The organism is Curtobacterium flaccumfaciens, from assembly GCF_018598405.1.
GTDB classification, from domain to species: Bacteria; Actinomycetota; Actinomycetes; order Actinomycetales; family Microbacteriaceae; genus Curtobacterium; species Curtobacterium aurantiacum.
Genome location: NZ_JAHEWS010000040.1, coordinates 1 through 15,329, shown reverse-complemented (window position 1 = coordinate 15,329; position 15,329 = coordinate 1). Strand labels below are relative to the sequence as shown.

12 protein-coding genes and 1 riboswitch are annotated in these 15,329 nt (G+C 71.7%); of the genes, 7 read left to right on the top strand and 5 right to left on the bottom strand.

All coding sequences use genetic code 11. The annotated features are described in order from the left end of the window. Nucleotides 1-180 precede the first annotated feature (180 nt). Both KK097_RS17060 and KK097_RS17055 read right to left on the bottom strand, forming a co-directional pair. A complete protein-coding gene (locus KK097_RS17060; RefSeq protein WP_214531646.1) occupies nt 181-741 on the bottom strand; it encodes a YceI family protein in 561 nt (186 codons plus the stop codon). Nucleotides 742-850: 109 nt separating this feature from the next. Beyond that, nucleotides 851-1,378 (bottom strand): putative endonuclease domain-containing protein, encoded by a 528-nt coding sequence (locus KK097_RS17055; protein WP_214545546.1) that lies wholly within the window; start codon nt 1,376-1,378, stop codon nt 851-853. Between the two features lie 72 nt (nt 1,379-1,450). On the opposite strand from KK097_RS17055, the gene KK097_RS17050 reads away from it, so the two are divergent. From KK097_RS17050 to KK097_RS17040, 3 genes are all read left to right on the top strand, one after another. Further along, on the top strand, nt 1,451-1,705 hold the full coding sequence (locus KK097_RS17050; protein WP_214545545.1) for a hypothetical protein: 255 nt from the start codon (nt 1,451-1,453) through the stop codon (nt 1,703-1,705). Between the two features lie 468 nt (nt 1,706-2,173). After that, nucleotides 2,174-3,178, top strand: a complete 1,005-nt coding sequence (locus tag KK097_RS17045) for an aldo/keto reductase family protein (RefSeq protein ID WP_056073081.1) — start codon at nt 2,174-2,176, stop codon at nt 3,176-3,178. Nucleotides 3,179-3,373: 195 nt separating this feature from the next. Next, a complete protein-coding gene (locus KK097_RS17040; protein WP_214545544.1) occupies nt 3,374-4,168 on the top strand; it encodes a polyprenol monophosphomannose synthase in 795 nt (264 codons plus the stop codon). A 63-nt stretch (nt 4,169-4,231) separates the two neighbouring features. On the opposite strand, the gene treZ is transcribed toward KK097_RS17040, so the two are convergent. The 3 genes from treZ to glgX are packed head-to-tail and all read right to left on the bottom strand — an operon-like array spanning nt 4,232 to nt 10,712. Continuing rightward, nucleotides 4,232-5,986, bottom strand: coding sequence for a malto-oligosyltrehalose trehalohydrolase (gene treZ / locus KK097_RS17035; protein WP_214545543.1), 1,755 nt, complete (start codon nt 5,984-5,986; stop codon nt 4,232-4,234). Next, nucleotides 5,983-8,484, bottom strand: a complete 2,502-nt coding sequence (gene treY / locus KK097_RS17030; RefSeq protein ID WP_214545542.1) for a malto-oligosyltrehalose synthase — start codon at nt 8,482-8,484, stop codon at nt 5,983-5,985. The genes treZ and treY overlap by 4 nt, the downstream gene beginning before the upstream one ends. Further along, nucleotides 8,481-10,712 (bottom strand): glycogen debranching protein GlgX, encoded by a 2,232-nt coding sequence (gene glgX / locus KK097_RS17025; protein WP_214545541.1) that lies wholly within the window; start codon nt 10,710-10,712, stop codon nt 8,481-8,483. The genes treY and glgX overlap by 4 nt, the downstream gene beginning before the upstream one ends. A 128-nt stretch (nt 10,713-10,840) precedes the next feature. Between glgX and KK097_RS17020 the strand changes: the two genes are divergently transcribed. From KK097_RS17020 to KK097_RS17005, 4 genes are all read left to right on the top strand, one after another. Then, on the top strand, nt 10,841-11,161 hold the full coding sequence (locus tag KK097_RS17020; protein WP_214545540.1) for a hypothetical protein: 321 nt from the start codon (nt 10,841-10,843) through the stop codon (nt 11,159-11,161). An 81-nt stretch (nt 11,162-11,242) separates the two neighbouring features. Beyond that, nucleotides 11,243-11,354: riboswitch (TPP riboswitch) on the top strand. Further along, entirely contained in the window at nt 11,349-11,987 is a 639-nt protein-coding gene (locus KK097_RS17015; RefSeq protein ID WP_214531653.1) for an ECF transporter S component, read from the top strand. It overlaps the preceding riboswitch by 6 nt. A 2-nt stretch (nt 11,988-11,989) precedes the next feature. Continuing rightward, on the top strand, nt 11,990-14,542 hold the full coding sequence (locus KK097_RS17010; protein ID WP_307858430.1) for an ATP-binding cassette domain-containing protein: 2,553 nt from the start codon (nt 11,990-11,992) through the stop codon (nt 14,540-14,542). After that, complete coding sequence (locus tag KK097_RS17005; protein WP_307858429.1) at nt 14,535-15,152, top strand: nucleoside/nucleotide kinase family protein; 618 nt, start codon at nt 14,535-14,537, stop codon at nt 15,150-15,152. Before KK097_RS17010 ends, KK097_RS17005 begins: the two co-directional genes overlap by 8 nt. Nucleotides 15,153-15,329: the final 177 nt, after the last annotated feature.

The window sequence follows — 15,329 nt, the reverse complement described above, 5'->3', positions numbered from 1 at the left end:
CCGAGCGGGCGAAATGCCGGGCGGGTACGAGCGGTGGCCCAGGTGTTTCGCCCGCTCGTGGCCGACGAGTGAGGCAGCGCGCAACGAAGAACGCCCCGGCTCCGTGGGGAGTCGGGGCGTTCTTCTCGGGTTCGGGTGGTGCGTTCGGTGCCCTCAGTCGGGCGGCGAGGCCGAGGAGGCTCAGGCCGCCTGGAGGACGAACTGGACGTCGAGGTTGATCGTGACGTCGTTGCCGAGCGTGAAGCCGCCGGCCTCGAGCGCCGCGTTCCAGTTCACACCGAACTCGGTGCGGTCGATCTTCGTGGTCGCCTCGGCGCCGAACTTGACCTGGCCGTAGCCGTCCGTCGTGAAGCCACCGAGCTCAGCCTTGAGCACGACGGGCTTGGTGACGCCGCGCAGGGTCAGGTCGCCCGAGATGTGCAGGTCGTCGCCCTTGGCCTCGATGCTCGTGGAACGGAAGGTGAGCTGCGGGTGCTCCTCGGTGAGGAAGAAATCGCTCGTCTTGAGGTGCTGGTCGCGCTGCTCCTGGCCGGTGTTGATCGACGCGACGTCGATGTTCGCCTCGACGGTCGACTCCAGGGGGTTCTCGGCGGTGACGACCGTGGCGTCGAACGTCTCGAACTTGCCCTTGACCTTGCTGATGGCGAGGTGGCGGACCGAGAACGTGACCTCGGAGTGGGTCGGGTCGATCTTCCAGGTGCCGGTCTGGTAGCCGGGAACGGTGTCAGCGGTGAGCGTCATGGTGGTCCTTCTTCCGAACGAGAGTCTGCGGTGCGACGCGTTCCATGCGCCTGCATCGAGTTGATACTACGCCAGTGTGCACCGTTTTGGTTGAAGCGTCAACCATTGTTCACCGAAGTGTCGCGAACCGCGTGTCGTGCATGCCCCGCGACCCGACCACGAGCAGCCGGCGAACACGTTGCACGAAGCGCTCCACGCCGTCAGCGAGGTCGTCCGCAGTCACCCGGACGAGCCACCAGTCGACGTCCTTGAGGTGCTCGCCGCGCGTGAGGTCCTTCCGGAAGCTGGCTGGATCGGTGCGGTGCAGATCGCTCTCGTACTCGATCGCGACCCTCGAGTCGGGGTAGGCGAGGTCTACGCACGCGATCCACCGACCGTCGACGACGACATCGTGATTGAGGGCGGGCTCGGGGAGTCCACGGCGGACGAGCGCCAGTCGTGTCCTGGTCTCCCCAGGAGACCGAGAGCCCCTCCGGATCTCCTCCAACGCGAGGCGGAGCTTCACGATGCCTCGGATCCCGCGCCGTCGCCGGACTGCGTGGACGAGCTCTTCGAGTGTGGCCCAGCCGAGCCACCCGACGAGCGCGTCCCCGGCGACGATCAGTTCGTCGAGGGTCAGCATCGTGCCGAGCGCCACGAACGTGTCTGCCGGGGTGGTCAGTGGTACGCCGCGGGCGACGGTTGCACGGACCGTCCCGTACTGCGCCCGGTGGCCGACAGCGCCACGAACCCGGAGTGCCTGGTCCGCGCCGATGGTCGTGACGTGCAGCCGTCGGTCGCGCTCGAACCGACGGGGGAGCGGGACACCGAGGATCGCCGCCGCCGTGACGTGACTGAACACCTGGTCGGGACGGAGCCGAGGGGCGAGTGCCCTGGCGCGCTCGTCCACGGACTCGGGTGGGAACGCAGAACGGACGCCGTGGAACGGGCGAACGAGGTCGCGCGCCTCGAGCCGGCCGCGTGACACGCCGCGGTGCAGCGCGTTCCGCACGCGGAACGAAGCGTCGCGGAGTGCCATCGGGAGTCGGTGCCTGGCGGTCATCTGCACAGCGTGACGGCGAGCCGATCTTGCGGACGGGAGTCGGGCCTCCCTTGTGGACAGCGGCATCCCATCCGGCGCGTGTGGAGGGATGCGGTTCCGTCGAGCGGGCGAAACACCGTGGTGGCGGCGCGATCGCACCGCGGTGTTTCGCCCGCTCGCGGGCGCGGACTGCCGACCTGGGGCTGAACCGCAGAGCGGGCGTCGCGCTCGGTGCGAGTGGGCGAAAACTCGGGGTACTCCGCCGAGAACACCCTGGTACTTCGCCCGCTCGGCGGCCACCCAAGCCCGCCACCGCACCCGCACCCGCACCGCACCCGCCACCAGCACGCGCGCCCGACAGGCACTCGCGGGACCCCTCACGTGTGCGCTCACTCCAGTAGCGTCAGGACCATGGAATTCAGGTACCTGGGCAACTCCGGACTCAAGATCTCCGAGATCACCTACGGCAACTGGCTGACGCACGGCTCGCAGGTCGAGAACGACGTCGCCACCCAGTGCGTGCGGGCAGCGCTCGACGCCGGCATCACCACGTTCGACACCGCGGACACGTACGCCAACACCGCGGCCGAGACCGTCCTCGGCGAGGCGCTCAAGGGCGAGCGGCGCCAGTCCCTCGAGGTCTTCACGAAGGTCTACTGGCCGACCGGGCCCAAGGGGCACAACGACGTCGGCCTCAGCCGCAAGCACATCATGGAGTCGATCGACGGTTCGCTCGAGCGACTGCAGACCGACTACGTCGACCTCTACCAGGCGCACCGGTACGACTACGAGACCCCGCTCGAAGAGACGATGCAGGCCTTCGCCGACGTCGTCCGCCAGGGCAAGGCGCTCTACATCGGCGTCAGCGAGTGGACCGCCGAGCAGATCCGTGCCGGTGCCGCGCTGGCCAAGGAGCTCGGCTTCCAGCTCATCTCGAACCAGCCGCAGTACTCGATGCTGTGGCGTGTCATCGAGGGTGAGGTCGTCCCGGCATCGAAGCAGCTCGGCCTGTCGCAGATCGTCTGGTCGCCCATCGCGCAGGGCGTCCTGACCGGCAAGTACAAGCCGGGTCAGCCCCTGCCCGAGGGCTCGCGTGCCACGGACGAGAAGGGCGGCGCGGACATGATCAAGCGGTTCATGCGCGACGAGGTCCTCGAAGCCGTGCAGCGCCTGCAGCCCGTCGCCGACCAGGCCGGCCTCACGCTCGCGCAACTCGCGATCGCATGGACCCTGCAGAACGAGAACGTCGCCTCGGCGATCGTCGGCGCCTCGCGTCCGCAGCAGGTCACCGACAACGTGAAGGCCGCCGGCGTGAAGCTCGACGCGGACGCCCTCGCGGCGATCGACGAGGCACTCGGCGACATCCCGGAACGCGACGCGTCCAAGAACGTGTCCCCGTCGTCGCGCCCCGCGTAGACGCAACCGACCGACCGACCGACCGACCGACGGGAGGCCCGGTGCCAGCTGGCACCGGGCCTCCCGTCCGTCTCGGTGCGCGTCCACCCCGCCGGCACCCAGGCGCGGACCGGTCACGCTGATCGTGTTCGCAGCGCGCTCTTCGGAGGGCCGCAGCCACCGGTCGGTACATTCGGGTGGAGCACGAGGAGCACCATGAGCGAGACCCTGGTCATCATCCCGACCTACGACGAAGCCGAGAACGTCCGGCCCATCGTCGAGCGCACGTTGGCGGCGACCGACGACACGGTGCACGTGCTCGTCGTCGACGACAACTCACCCGACGGCACCGGCGACATCGCGGACGCCATGGCCCGCGAGACCGACCGCGTGCACGTGCTGCACCGCACCGTGAAGGACGGCCTGGGCGGGGCGTACCTGTCCGGCTTCGCGTGGGGTCTGGAGCACGGCTACGCCAAGCTCGTCGAGATGGACGCCGACGGCTCCCACCACCCCGAGTACCTGCCGTGGATGCTCGAGCTCGCGGACTCCAACGACCTGGTCCTCGGCTCCCGCTGGATCAAGGGCGGCACGGTGGAGAACTGGCCCTGGTACCGCCTCATGCTCTCCCGCGGCGGCAACCTGTACACCCGCCTCGCCCTGGGCATCGCGGTGCGGGACGCCACCGGCGGCTTCCGGGTCTTCACCTCGAAGGCGTTCGAGCGGATCGACCTCGCCGGGGTGGCGTCGAAGGGGTACTGCTTCCAGGTGGACCTCTGCTGGCGTGCCCTCGAGGCGGGCCTACGGGTCGTGGAGACCCCGATCACGTTCACCGAGCGGGAGTTCGGCGTCTCGAAGATGAGCGGCAACATCGTCCGTGAGAGCCTGGCGCTCGTCACGAAGTGGGGCATCGACCGCCGGATCCGCGAGACCCGCTCCCTCGTCAAGGACCACCGCAAGCTGCCGTCCGTGCGGAAGAACGCGCACGCGGTCGCCGACCACACGGCCTGAGCGGACGACGAACGGCGACGGACCCCGGGGTCCGTCGCCGTTCGTGTGTGCGGGGGCCGGCAGCTAGCGCAGCACCACGACGCCCCGACCGTGGAACCGGACCACGCCGGCATCGACCTCGGTCGCGCCGAAGCCGTAGAGCTCCTCGCCCACGGCGTCGGGCACGGGCACCTCGGCTGCATCGTCGGCGAAGTTCACCACGACGTGCACCGGCGCCACGTCCGGGCCGAGCAGACCGCGCGTGAGCACGAGCCAGCGGCGGTCCTCGTCGAAGCGGACGGCGTTCGCCTCGTAGCGGTGGTCGACGAACGCCTGGTCGGTGCGCCGCAGGGCGATGAGCACCCGGTAGGCACGGAGGATCGCCGCACCGCGCTCCGAGCTGACGTCCGCCCAGTCGAGCTTCGAGTTCGTGAACGTCGTCGGGTCCTGCGGGTCCGGCACGGCGGACTCGTCCCACCCGTGCTCGGCGAACTCGGCGATGCGCCCCTCGGCGGTGGCCTTGCCGAGTTCGGGCTCCGGGTGCGAGGTGAAGAACTGCCACGGCGTCGAGGCCGCGAACTCCTCGCCCATGAACAGCATCGGGGTGAACGGTCCGAGCAGCGTCAGGGCCGCCGCGATCACGAGGCCTTCGTCGTCGAGCGTCGCCGCGAGCCGGTCGCCGGCGGCGCGGTTGCCGATCTGGTCGTGGTTCTGGTTCGCCACGACCAGCGCCGTCGCGGGGGAGGTCCCGCGGTCGATCGGCCGACCGTGCCGCTTGCCGCGGAACGACGACCAGGTGCCGTCGTGGAAGAAGCCGTCCTCGAGCACCTTCGCCAGCGCGGACAGCGGGGCGAAGTCGGCGTAGTAGCCGTTCGTCTCGCCGGTGAGCGCCACGTGCACGGCGTGGTGGAAGTCGTCGGACCACTGCCCGGCGAGGCCGTACCCGGCGGCCTCGCGCGGCCGGAACATCACCGGGTCGTTGAGGTCCGACTCCGCGATGAGCGACAGCGGCCGGCCGATGAACGACGAGTACGCGTCGGTCTCGTCGGCCATCGACGCCAGCACGTGCGGTCGGGTGGTGTCGCGGATCGCGTGCACGGCGTCGAGCCGGAGCCCGTCGACGTGGTGGTCGCGGAACCACATGCGCACGTTGTCGAGCACGTACCGGCGGACCTCGGGGTGCTCGACGTTCACCGAGTCGCCCCAGGTGTTGCCGAGCCCGGCCAGCAGGTACGGGCCGTACAGCGGCAGGTAGTTGCCGCTCGGTCCGAGGTGGTTGTAGACGACGTCCTGGATGACGCCGAGTCCCAGCGCGTGCGCCGTGTCGACGAACCGGTCGTAGGCGTCCGGGCCGCCGTACGGGGCGTGCACGGAGAACCAGCCGACACCGTCGTAGCCCCAGTTCCACTCGCCGTTGACGGCGTTGACGGGGAGCAGCTCGACGAACTCGACCCCCAGCTCGACCAGGTGGTCCAGCTTCTGGGCGGCGGCGTCGAGCGTGCCCTCGGGCGTGTAGGTGCCGATGTGCATCTCGTAGATCACGGCGCCGCGGGCCGGGCGTCCGGTCCACGACTCGTCGGTCCACGCGAACCGTGCGGGGTCGACGACCTCGGACGGGCCGTGCACGCCCTCGGGCTGGTACCGGCTGCGCGGGTCCGGTCGGACCGCGTCGTCGTCGCCGATGCGGAACCCGTACCGGGCGCCGACGACCGGCATCACGGCGTCTGTGGCCCACCAGTCGTCGTCGCCCTTGGTGAGCGGGTACTCGACGTCGTCGACGACGAGCCGGACCCGGTCCGGCTCGGGCGCCCAGACGGCGTAACGGTCGGGTGCGGTCATGCGTGACCCTCCAGGATGTCGATCTCGGCCTGCGCGTCGGTCTCGATGGCGTCCGTCGTGCGGCCTGCGGCGGGCCGGGAGGCGCCGCTCGCGTCGGACGCAGCGGTCGCCGCGTCGGCGTGGCCGGCTGCACCGACCGCGTCGGCGGGCACGAGCAGCGCGACCGGGTAGGTGGTGAGCAGGTCGGCCAGCGCGATCCCGCGGTCAGCGGGGACGTGTCGGCCGGTGAGCAGGTCGATGCGCTCGACGGGGACCGCGTGCACCAGGGTGTCGCCCCAGCCGCCGACCCGGCCGAGGCCGATCGGCAGACGCGTCGCGATCGTCACGGCACCGCCGCGGTCGAACGCGATGACGTGGTCGGCGGCGCTGCCGGTGGCCTCGAGCTCCAGGTACCGGGTGAACAGCTCCGGGCGGTCCCGGCGGAGCCGCAGCGCCCGCGTGGTGACCAGGAGCTTCGCGGCACCGTCGATGCCGATGGCCGGCAGGTCCTCGGGGCCGTCGTCGTCCGGGCCGTCGAGCTCGGCGAGCACGTGGCGCCGCTCGGCGTAGTCGACCGGCCGACGGTTGTCGGGGTCGACGAGCGAGCGGTCCCAGAACTCGGTGCCCTGGTAGACGTCGGGGACGCCCGGGGCGGTGAGCTGGACGAGCTTCTGGGCCAGGCCGTTCGACCACCCGGCGGCGTCGATCTGCTCGTCGAGGGCGTCGAGCACGGCGACCACGTCCGGGTCGTCGAACGCGGCGTCCACGATCGCGTGCATCTGCTGCTCGAACGCCTCGTTCGGCTCGGTCCAGGTGGTGCTGTCCCCGGCTTCGCGCGAGGCCTTCTCGGCGTAGGCGTGCAGGCGTTCACGACTCGCGGGTCGGGCGCCGACGATCGCCTGCCAGAGCAGGTCGGCGAAGACGCGGTCCTCGAGCGGGACGAGCGACTGCAGCCGCTCGAGCGTGTCGGCCCACTCGTCGCCGAGCTCGGCCAGCACGGCGATGCGGGCGCGGGTGTCCTCGCTGCGCTTGGTGTCGTGCGTGGTGAGCGTCGTCATGGTGTGCGGCCAGCTGCCGAGCCGTTCGCGCTGCGCCCGGTGGAAGTCCGGCACGGAGACCGCGAAGACGCTCGGGTCGCCGCCGACCTCGCTGAGGGACGACAGGCGCGAGGTGCGGTAGAACGCCGTGTCCTCGACGCCCTTCGCCATGACCATGCCGCTGGTCTGCTGCAGCCGGACCGCCGCGGCGTTCGTCGGGTCGACGAGTGCCGGAGCGATCCGGTCGATGACGTCGTCGAGGTCCGGACGGGCCTCGGCGGCACGCTCGAGCGCGGTGATCAGGTGGTGGGCGCCCTCGGGTAGGTACGTGCGGTACACGTCGAACGAGGCGACGATCTCGGCCACCGCGTCGACGATCCGCTCGTGCGTGATCGTCTCCGTCACGGCGCTCGGTGCGAGCAGGCGCGCGAGCCGCTCGACCTCGCTGCCGAGGATGCCGTCCGCGATGCCACGCCGGGTGTCGTGCGTGAGCTGCTGCCAGTCGGTCGGCTCGGCACCCGAGGCTGCGGTCAGGGACTGCTCGCCGGCAGGGTCGACGAACACACGGTCGAGCACCCCGAGGGCGTCGTACCCGGTGGTGCCGTCGACCGGCCAGGAGCTCGGCAGCTGCTCGCCGGGCTCGAGGATCTTCTCGACCAGGGTGTAGGCCCCGCCGGTCAGCACAGCCAGGTCCTGCAGGTAGCCCGCCGGGTCGTACAGCCCGTCCGGGTGGTCGATGCGCAGGCCGTCGACGAGCCCGTCGCGGAACCAGCCGCCGATGACCCCGTGCGAGGCCGCGAAGACCTCGGGCTCCTCGACGCGGATCGCCGCCAGGGTGTTCACCGCGAAGAACCGGCGGTAGTTCAGGTCGTGGTCGGCGCGCTTCCAGTGCACGAACGCGTAGTGCTGCCGCTCGTGGACGGTCTCGACGCTGTCGCCGTCCTGCACGGTGCCGGGCGCGGTCGGGTAGGCGGTCTCACCCACGCGGAGCACGGGGCGCTCGGCGTCGGAGGTGTCGAGCGTCACCGCGTCGAGCAGCCGGTCGTCGAGCACGGGGACCCGGAGCTTGCCGTCGCCGGCTTCCCAGTCCACGTCGAACGCCCACGCGACGGGGGAGCCCTGGCCGAGTTCGAGCAGCGACCACCACCACGGGTTCGACTCGGGGGTGGCGACGCCGACGTGGTTCGGCACCACGTCGACGATCACCCCGAGGCCCACGGCGTGCGCGGCCTCGGCCAGCGCCCGCATCGCCTGGTCGCCACCGCGGTCGGTGTCGACGCGGGTGTGGTCGACCACGTCGTAGCCGTGGTTCGACCCGGCCTCGGCCTGCAGCACGGGCGACAGGTACAACCAGTCGGCCCCGAGGTCGTGGACGTAGTCGACCAGGTCGCGCGCGGCCGCCAGGTCGAAGTCGGCCGAGACCTGCAGCCGGTAGGTCGAGGCGGGGACGCGGTTCGATGCGCCGGGCGTCGTGGCGGTCATCGTGCGGCTCCGCTCGGTGCGGTGGAACCGGCCGGGTTCACCGGGGTGACGGCGTCCTGCGGGGCGACCGGTTCGGGGGCGCCGTCCTGCTCGGCGTCGACCGGGGTGCTCGTGACCTCGTGGTCGGGCTCGGCGCGCAGCACGATCATCGACCGGGCGGGCACGTCGAGCGGGGAGCCCGCGTCGAGGACCTCGTCACGGGCGCCGGGGTTCGCGGTGTCGATGCGGACGGTCCAGCCGGGGGAGTACTCCTCCGGTGGGAGCGTGAAGGTCACGACGTCGTCGTGGGCGTTGAAGTACGTGATGAAGCCGACGTCGGTGACGCGCTCACCACGGGCGTCGCGTCCGCGGATGCCCTCGCCGTTCAGGTACATGCCGACGCTCTTGCCGAAGCCGGAGTCCCAGTCCTCGGGGTCCATCGCGTCACCGGAGGGCGTCAGCCACACCACGTCGGGCAGCGGCTCGCCCTCGCCACGACGGACGGGACGGCCGTTGAAGTACCGGGTCCGCCGGAACGTGGGGTGGTCGTGCCGGAGCTTGACGACGTCGGCCGTGAACTGGATGAGTTCTTCGTCCGCGCTGTCCCAGTCGATCCAGCTCAGCTCGGAGTCCTGCGCGTAGACGTTGTTGTTGCCGGACTGCGAGCGACCGAGCTCGTCGCCGTGGGCGATCATCGGCACGCCCTGGCTCAGGAGCAGGGTCGCCAGGAAGTTCCGGCGACGCTGCAGCCGCAGGGCGTTCACGGCCTCGTCGTCGGTCGGGCCCTCGGCGCCGGAGTTCCAGGACCGGTTGTGGCTCTCGCCGTCGTTGTTGTCCTCGCCGTTGGCCTCGTTGTGCTTCTCGTTGTAGGCCACCAGGTCGTACAGCGTGAAGCCGTCGTGCGCGGTGATGAAGTTGATGCTCGCCTTGGGCGTGCGGCCGTCGTGCTCGTACAGGTCGGCCGAGCCGGAGATCCGGGAGGCGAACTCGCCGAGCGTCGACGACTCGCCGCGCCAGAAGTCACGGACGGTGTCGCGGTACTTGCCGTTCCACTCGGACCACTGCGGCGGGAAGTTGCCCACCTGGTAGCCACCGGGGCCGACGTCCCACGGCTCGGCGATGAGCTTGACCTGCGACACGATCGGGTCCTGCTGCACCAGTTCGAAGAAGGCCGACAGCCGGTCGACCTCGTAGAACTCCCGGGCCAGCGCCGACGCGAGGTCGAAGCGGAAGCCGTCGACGTGCATCTCCGTCACCCAGTAGCGGAGCGAGTCGAGGATGAGCTGCAGCGAGTGCGGGTGCCCGACGTTGAGCGAGTTCCCCGTCCCGGTGTAGTCCATGTAGAACTTCTTGTCGTCGTCGACCAGGCGGTAGTACGCCGCGTTGTCGATGCCGCGGAAGGACAGCGTCGGGCCGAGGTGGTTGCCCTCGGCGGTGTGGTTGTAGACGACGTCGAGGACGACCTCGATGCCGGCGCGGTGCAGCTCGCGGACCATCGTCTTGAACTCCTGGACCTGCTGGCCCTGGTCGCCCGACGACGAGTACGAGGAGTGCGGCGCGAAGAAGCCGATGGTGTTGTAGCCCCAGTAGTTCGACAGCCCCTTGTCCTGCAGGGTCGAGTCGTTCACGAACTGGTGCACGGGCATGAGCTCGAGCGTCGTGATGCCGAGACGCTGCAGGTGCTCGATGACCGCGGGGTGGGCGACGCCGGCGTAGGTGCCGCGCTGCTCTTCCGGCACGTCCGGGTGGGTCTCGGTGAGGCCCTTGACGTGCGCTTCGTAGATGACGGTCTCGCCGTAGGGCGTGCGCGGCGGTCGGTCGCCCTGCCAGTCGAAGAAGGGGTTGATCACGACGCCCTTCATCATGTGCGACGCGGAGTCCTCGTCGTTGGTCGAGTCCGGGTCGCCGAACGTGTACGAGAAGAGCGACTGGTCCCAGTCGATCTCGCCGCTCGTCGCCTTGGCGTACGGGTCGAGCAGGAGCTTCGACGGGTTGCAGCGTGCGCCGGACTCGGGGTCGTACGGGCCGTGCACGCGGAAGCCGTACTCCTGCCCGGGGCCGATGTTGGGGAGGTACGCGTGCCAGACGTAGGCGTCCACCTCGAGCAGGCGGACGCATTCTTCGTTGCCGTCGGAATCGAACAGACAGAGTTCGACGCGCTCGGCGACCTCGGAGAACAGCGCGAAGTTCGTGCCGCTCCCGTCGTAGGTCGCCCCGAGCGGGTACGGGTTTCCGGGCCAGGTGTGCAAACGGTCCTCCAGGTGTGGGTGCGGCCAACATATCGGCGCGGCTCGTCCGCGTCCGCAGACAAGCCCCAGCTGTGGATGCCCACTGCGCCCCGCGGCCTGTGGAGGAACGGACGAGTAGCGTCGCGCGCATGGCCAACATCGTCTCGAAGATCGCAGACCAGGTCCGCCCGCTCGGGGTCTCCACGAACTACGGAGAGCCCGTCGAGGTCGGCGACCAGACCCTCATCCCCGTGTCCGTCAGCTGGTTCGGCTTCGGCGGCGGCGGGGACGACGAGAACGGCGGCGGCGGTGGCGGCGGCCTGTCGGCCCCGGTCGGCGCGTACGTCCGTCGCCCGGGCAAGGACCTCGTGTTCGAGCCCAACCCGATCTCCCTCGTCGTCGTGGCCATCCCGTTCGTGTGGGTGGCCGGGCATGTCCTCCGCAAGCTGGTGCGCGCGCTCAAGAAGTGACCACCTGAGGGACGGGAGGCCCGTGGCGATGCCGCCACGGGCCTCCCGTCCCTCACGCGGTCGCGACCGCGTCTAGACTGCTGGCACACACACGGGAGTCCGGGACCGCCGGGCTGAGAGGGAGCGAACGGCGCTCCGACCGTCGAACCTGATCCGGATCATGCCGGCGCAGGGAGGAGTCAGCACCATGCCTTCAGGCACGTCAACAACCGTCACCACCGCTCCGCGGCGATCGCTGCGCTGGCGGGTCGTCGACATCGTCGTCGCGAGCGTCCTCGCGGTGGCGCTCGGAGTCGTCTTCCGGCTCTGGGAGTTCGGCTACGAACCCATCAGCGCCGTCATGGACCTGGTGCTCCCCGGCACCAAGGCTCTGTTCGGCGGGGTCTGGCTGCTCGCCGGCCCCATCGTCGCGATCGTCGTCCGGAAGCCGGGCGCTGCACTGTACGGCGAGATGGTCGCCGCCTCGGTCGAGGCGCTGTTCGGCACGCAGTGGGGCTGGCTCACGCTCGAGGCCGGACTCGTCCAGGGCCTCGGCGCCGAGCTCGTCCTCGCGCTGTTCCTGTACCGCGTGTACCGTCTGCCGGTCGTCGTGCTCGCGGGCGCCGCGGCCGGACTCGCACTCGGCATCAACGACACCGTCCTCTGGTACCCGGGGCTCGACGTCGCCTTCAAGGTCGTCTACGTGATCTGCGCGGTGATCTCCGGTGCCGTGATCGCGGGGGCGGGGTCGTGGCTCATCGTCCGGGCACTCGCCCGTACCGGGGTGCTGTCGTCCTTCGCGGCCGGCCGCGAGCACAGCCGTCGCGAACCCCGCGCCCTGGTGTGACGGTGCCCGCTCCGTCGGCGACGTCCCCTTCCACCGGCGGCGACGCCGGGGCAGGTGTCGGAGTCCCCGGGGCGCGCGTCGCGTTCCACGATTGGGGATGGCGGTACCCCGAGCGGGACGCGTGGGCGGTCCGCGGTGTCGAGCTGACCGTCGAGCCGGGGGAGCGGGTCGCGATCGTCGGACCGTCCGGATCCGGTAAGTCGACCCTGCTGCGGGCGGTCGCCGGCGTGCTGCCCGACGAACCCGACGCCACCGACGACACCGCGGCGTCGGTGCAGGGAACACTGCTCGTCGACGAGTCCGACCCCCGCGCGGTCCGCGGGCGTGTCGGCCTCGTCATGCAGGACCCCGAGGCACACACCGTGATGTCCCGCGTCGGCGACGACGTGGCCTTCGGCTGCGAGAACGCCGGCATCCCCCGCGACGAGACCTGGGACCGGGTGCGGTCAGCGCTCGACGTCGTCGGCCTCGACCTGCCGCTCGACCGTTCCACAGCACAGCTGTCCGGTGGGCAGCGACAGCGGTTGGCGCTCGCGGGTGTGCTCGCGATGCGGCCCGGTGCGCTCGTGCTCGATGAACCCTGCGCGAACCTCGACCCGGACGGCGTGGCGCAGGTGCACGACGCCGTCCGGGCGCTGCTCGACGAGACCGGGGCGACGCTCCTCGTGGTGGAGCACCGGATCGGCACCTGGCTCGACCTGGTCGACCGGCTCGTGCTGCTCGAACCGGCCGGCGGCGTGGTCGCCGACGGTCCGCCGGCCCAGGTGCTGGCGGACCACGGCGAGGCGCTCACGGCGGCCGGGGTCTGGGTGCCCGGTGCCGAGCCGGAGCGCGGTTCGGCCCGGCGGCGGCGTGCTCGCGGACGAGCGGGCGAAATGCCCGGAGCGTCCGGTGGGCCGACCGTGGCATTCCGCCCGCTCGGCGAGGGGGAGCTCGGCGAAGGGGAGCGTGGTGCGGACGGGCCCGGGCTGCTCGAGGCTCGGGGACTCGGGACGGCCAGGGGGAAGCACGGCGTGGGGAACGGCATCGACCTCGGGCTCCGGGCCGGGCAGGTCCTCGCCGTCACGGGACCGAACGGCATCGGCAAGTCGACGCTCGGGCTGACCCTCGCGGGACTCCTGGCACCGGCCGCCGGCGAACTCCGCGCCACCGAGGCGCTCGCGGACGGCATCGGCGCGGCGCCCCACTCCTGGACGAGCCGCGAACTCGCCGCCCGGATCGGCACGGTGTTCCAGGACCCCGAGCACCAGTTCGTCGCCCGCTCGGTGCGAGAGGAGGTCGAAGTCGGCCCCCGTGCCCTGGGCGAGCCGGACGCCGCTGAACGGGCCAGCGCGCTGCTCGACGAGTTCGGGCTCGCGCACCTGGCCGACGCCAACCCCTTCACGCTGTCCGGCGGGGAGCAGCGCCGACTCGCCATCGCCTCGGTCATCGCCGCCCGGCCGCCGGTCGTCGTGCTCGACGAACCGACCTCCGGGCAGGACCGTGCCACCTGGCAGGCCGTCGTCGGTCGGCTCGGAGCGCTCGCCGACGCCGGGACAGCGGTGGTGGCGGTCACGCACGACCGCGACCTCGTCCGGGCGCTCGACGCCGACGAGGTCGTGCTCGGGGCGGACGGCGCTCGGTCCGTCGGGCGCGAGCAGGGGCCGTCGACGGCGACCACCCCGGAGACGGGGCGGACCGCGGCAGGCCGCCCCGGTCCTCCAGACCGGATCGCCGCCGCGCCGGACCTCGCCGACGCGGCGGACCTGACGAACCAGACCGCCGCGGCGGACCGGACGAACCCGGCGCGACGACCGCTGCCTGCCCGCGCGACCGGCATCCCCGGCGTCCAACCGGTCGCCTCCCTGATCGGCGTGCTCGCCCTCGGCGTCTGCCTGGTGCTCAGCCTCGACGTCGTCTCCGCCGCCGTCGCCCTGGCCCTCGAACTCGTGCTCCTGCCGCTCCTGCGCCTGCCCCTCCGGACCCTGCTGCTGCGGCTCGCGCCCGTGCTCGTCGCCGTCCCGCTGACGGCGGTGAGCATCGCGCTGTACGGCAAGCCCTCGGGACGGGAGTGGTTCGACCTCGGCTTCGCGCACGTCACCGACGGATCACTGACGCTCGCGTTGGCCACCGCACTCCGGGTCCTCGCGGTGGGGGTGCCGGCGATCGCGCTCTTCGTGCGGGTCGACCCGACCGACCTGGCCGACGGACTCGCGCAGGTGCTCCGGCTGCCCGCGCGGTTCGTGCTCGGGGCGCTCGCCGCCGTCCGCATGATGACGCTGCTGGTCGACGACTGGCGGCAGCTCGCGATGGCGCGACGAGCCAGAGGGGTGGCGGACTCCGGGCGGCTGCGACGCGGGGCCACGATGGCGTTCGCGCTCCTGGTGCTCGCGCTGCGCCGGGCGACGACGTTGGCGGTGGCGATGGAGTCGCGCGGGTTCGGCGCTCCCGGGCGGCGGACGTGGGCGCGGGGGGCTCGCTTCGCGTGGCCGGAGTGGGCGATGGTGGCGGTGCTGCTCGGGATCGGCGCGGCGTCGATCGCGGTCGCGGTGAGTCTGGGGACGTGGCGTGCCTGACGTGGAGCGCGGGGACGGGACGACGGCCGACGACCGGACGCCCGGCATGGCAGGCACGGCAGACAGCCGGGCGATCGGGACCGCCACCGCAGACCTCGCCCCCGGTCTCGCCGCTGCCGCCGCCGGTGTGGCCGCCGCCTCGGGCCGGCGCGCCGTCGTGCTCATCGACGGCCGGTCGGGCACGGGCAAGACCACCCTCGGTGCGCAGGTCGCCGAGCAGCTCGGTGCCCAGCTCGTGCACCTGGACGACCTCTACCCGGGGTGGGACGGCCTGCGTGCGGCTGCCGGTGCCGTGGTGACCGACGTCCTCGGAGCGCGGAGCGGGTACCGACGCTGGGACTGGGTGGCCGATGCGCCCGCGGACTGGGCCTCGGTGGACCCGGACCTGCCGATCGTGGTCGAGGGCTGCGGGGCGTTGTCCCGGGCCTCGGCACCGCTGGCGTCGCTGCGGGTGTGGCTCGAGGCCGACGACACCGTGCGGTGGGACCGGGCGATCGGGCGCGACGGCGAGGTCTTCGCGCGCGAGTGGGACCGGTGGGCGGCGCAGGAGCAGGCGTTCATCGCCGCCGAGGACCCGGCCGCCCTGGCCGACGTGGTGCTGCGGACGTAGCGCGCCGCGGGTCCGCGGCAGGCACAGCGGCAGGCACGCGGCGGCACGCGGCAGGCACGCGGCAGCACGCGGCGGCACCGAGGATTCGCGTTCAGCGACACCTCACGCCCTCCGGAAGGTGAGAACTGTCGCTCAGCGCGAAACGTCAGCGCGCGCCCCCGCACGCGCCCCCGCGCC

Coding starts and splice junctions, on each gene's coding strand:
- KK097_RS17020 (WP_214545540.1), top strand. CDS start 10,841: ATGGCCAACATCGTCTCGAAGATCGCAGACCAGGTCCGCCCGCTCGGG.
- KK097_RS17015 (WP_214531653.1), top strand. CDS start 11,349: ATGCCTTCAGGCACGTCAACAACCGTCACCACCGCTCCGCGGCGATCG.
- KK097_RS17060 (WP_214531646.1), bottom strand. CDS start 741: ATGACGCTCACCGCTGACACCGTTCCCGGCTACCAGACCGGCACCTGG.
- KK097_RS17045 (WP_056073081.1), top strand. CDS start 2,174: ATGGAATTCAGGTACCTGGGCAACTCCGGACTCAAGATCTCCGAGATC.
- treY (WP_214545542.1), bottom strand. CDS start 8,484: ATGACCGCCACGACGCCCGGCGCATCGAACCGCGTCCCCGCCTCGACC.
- treZ (WP_214545543.1), bottom strand. CDS start 5,986: ATGACCGCACCCGACCGTTACGCCGTCTGGGCGCCCGAGCCGGACCGG.
- KK097_RS17040 (WP_214545544.1), top strand. CDS start 3,374: ATGAGCGAGACCCTGGTCATCATCCCGACCTACGACGAAGCCGAGAAC.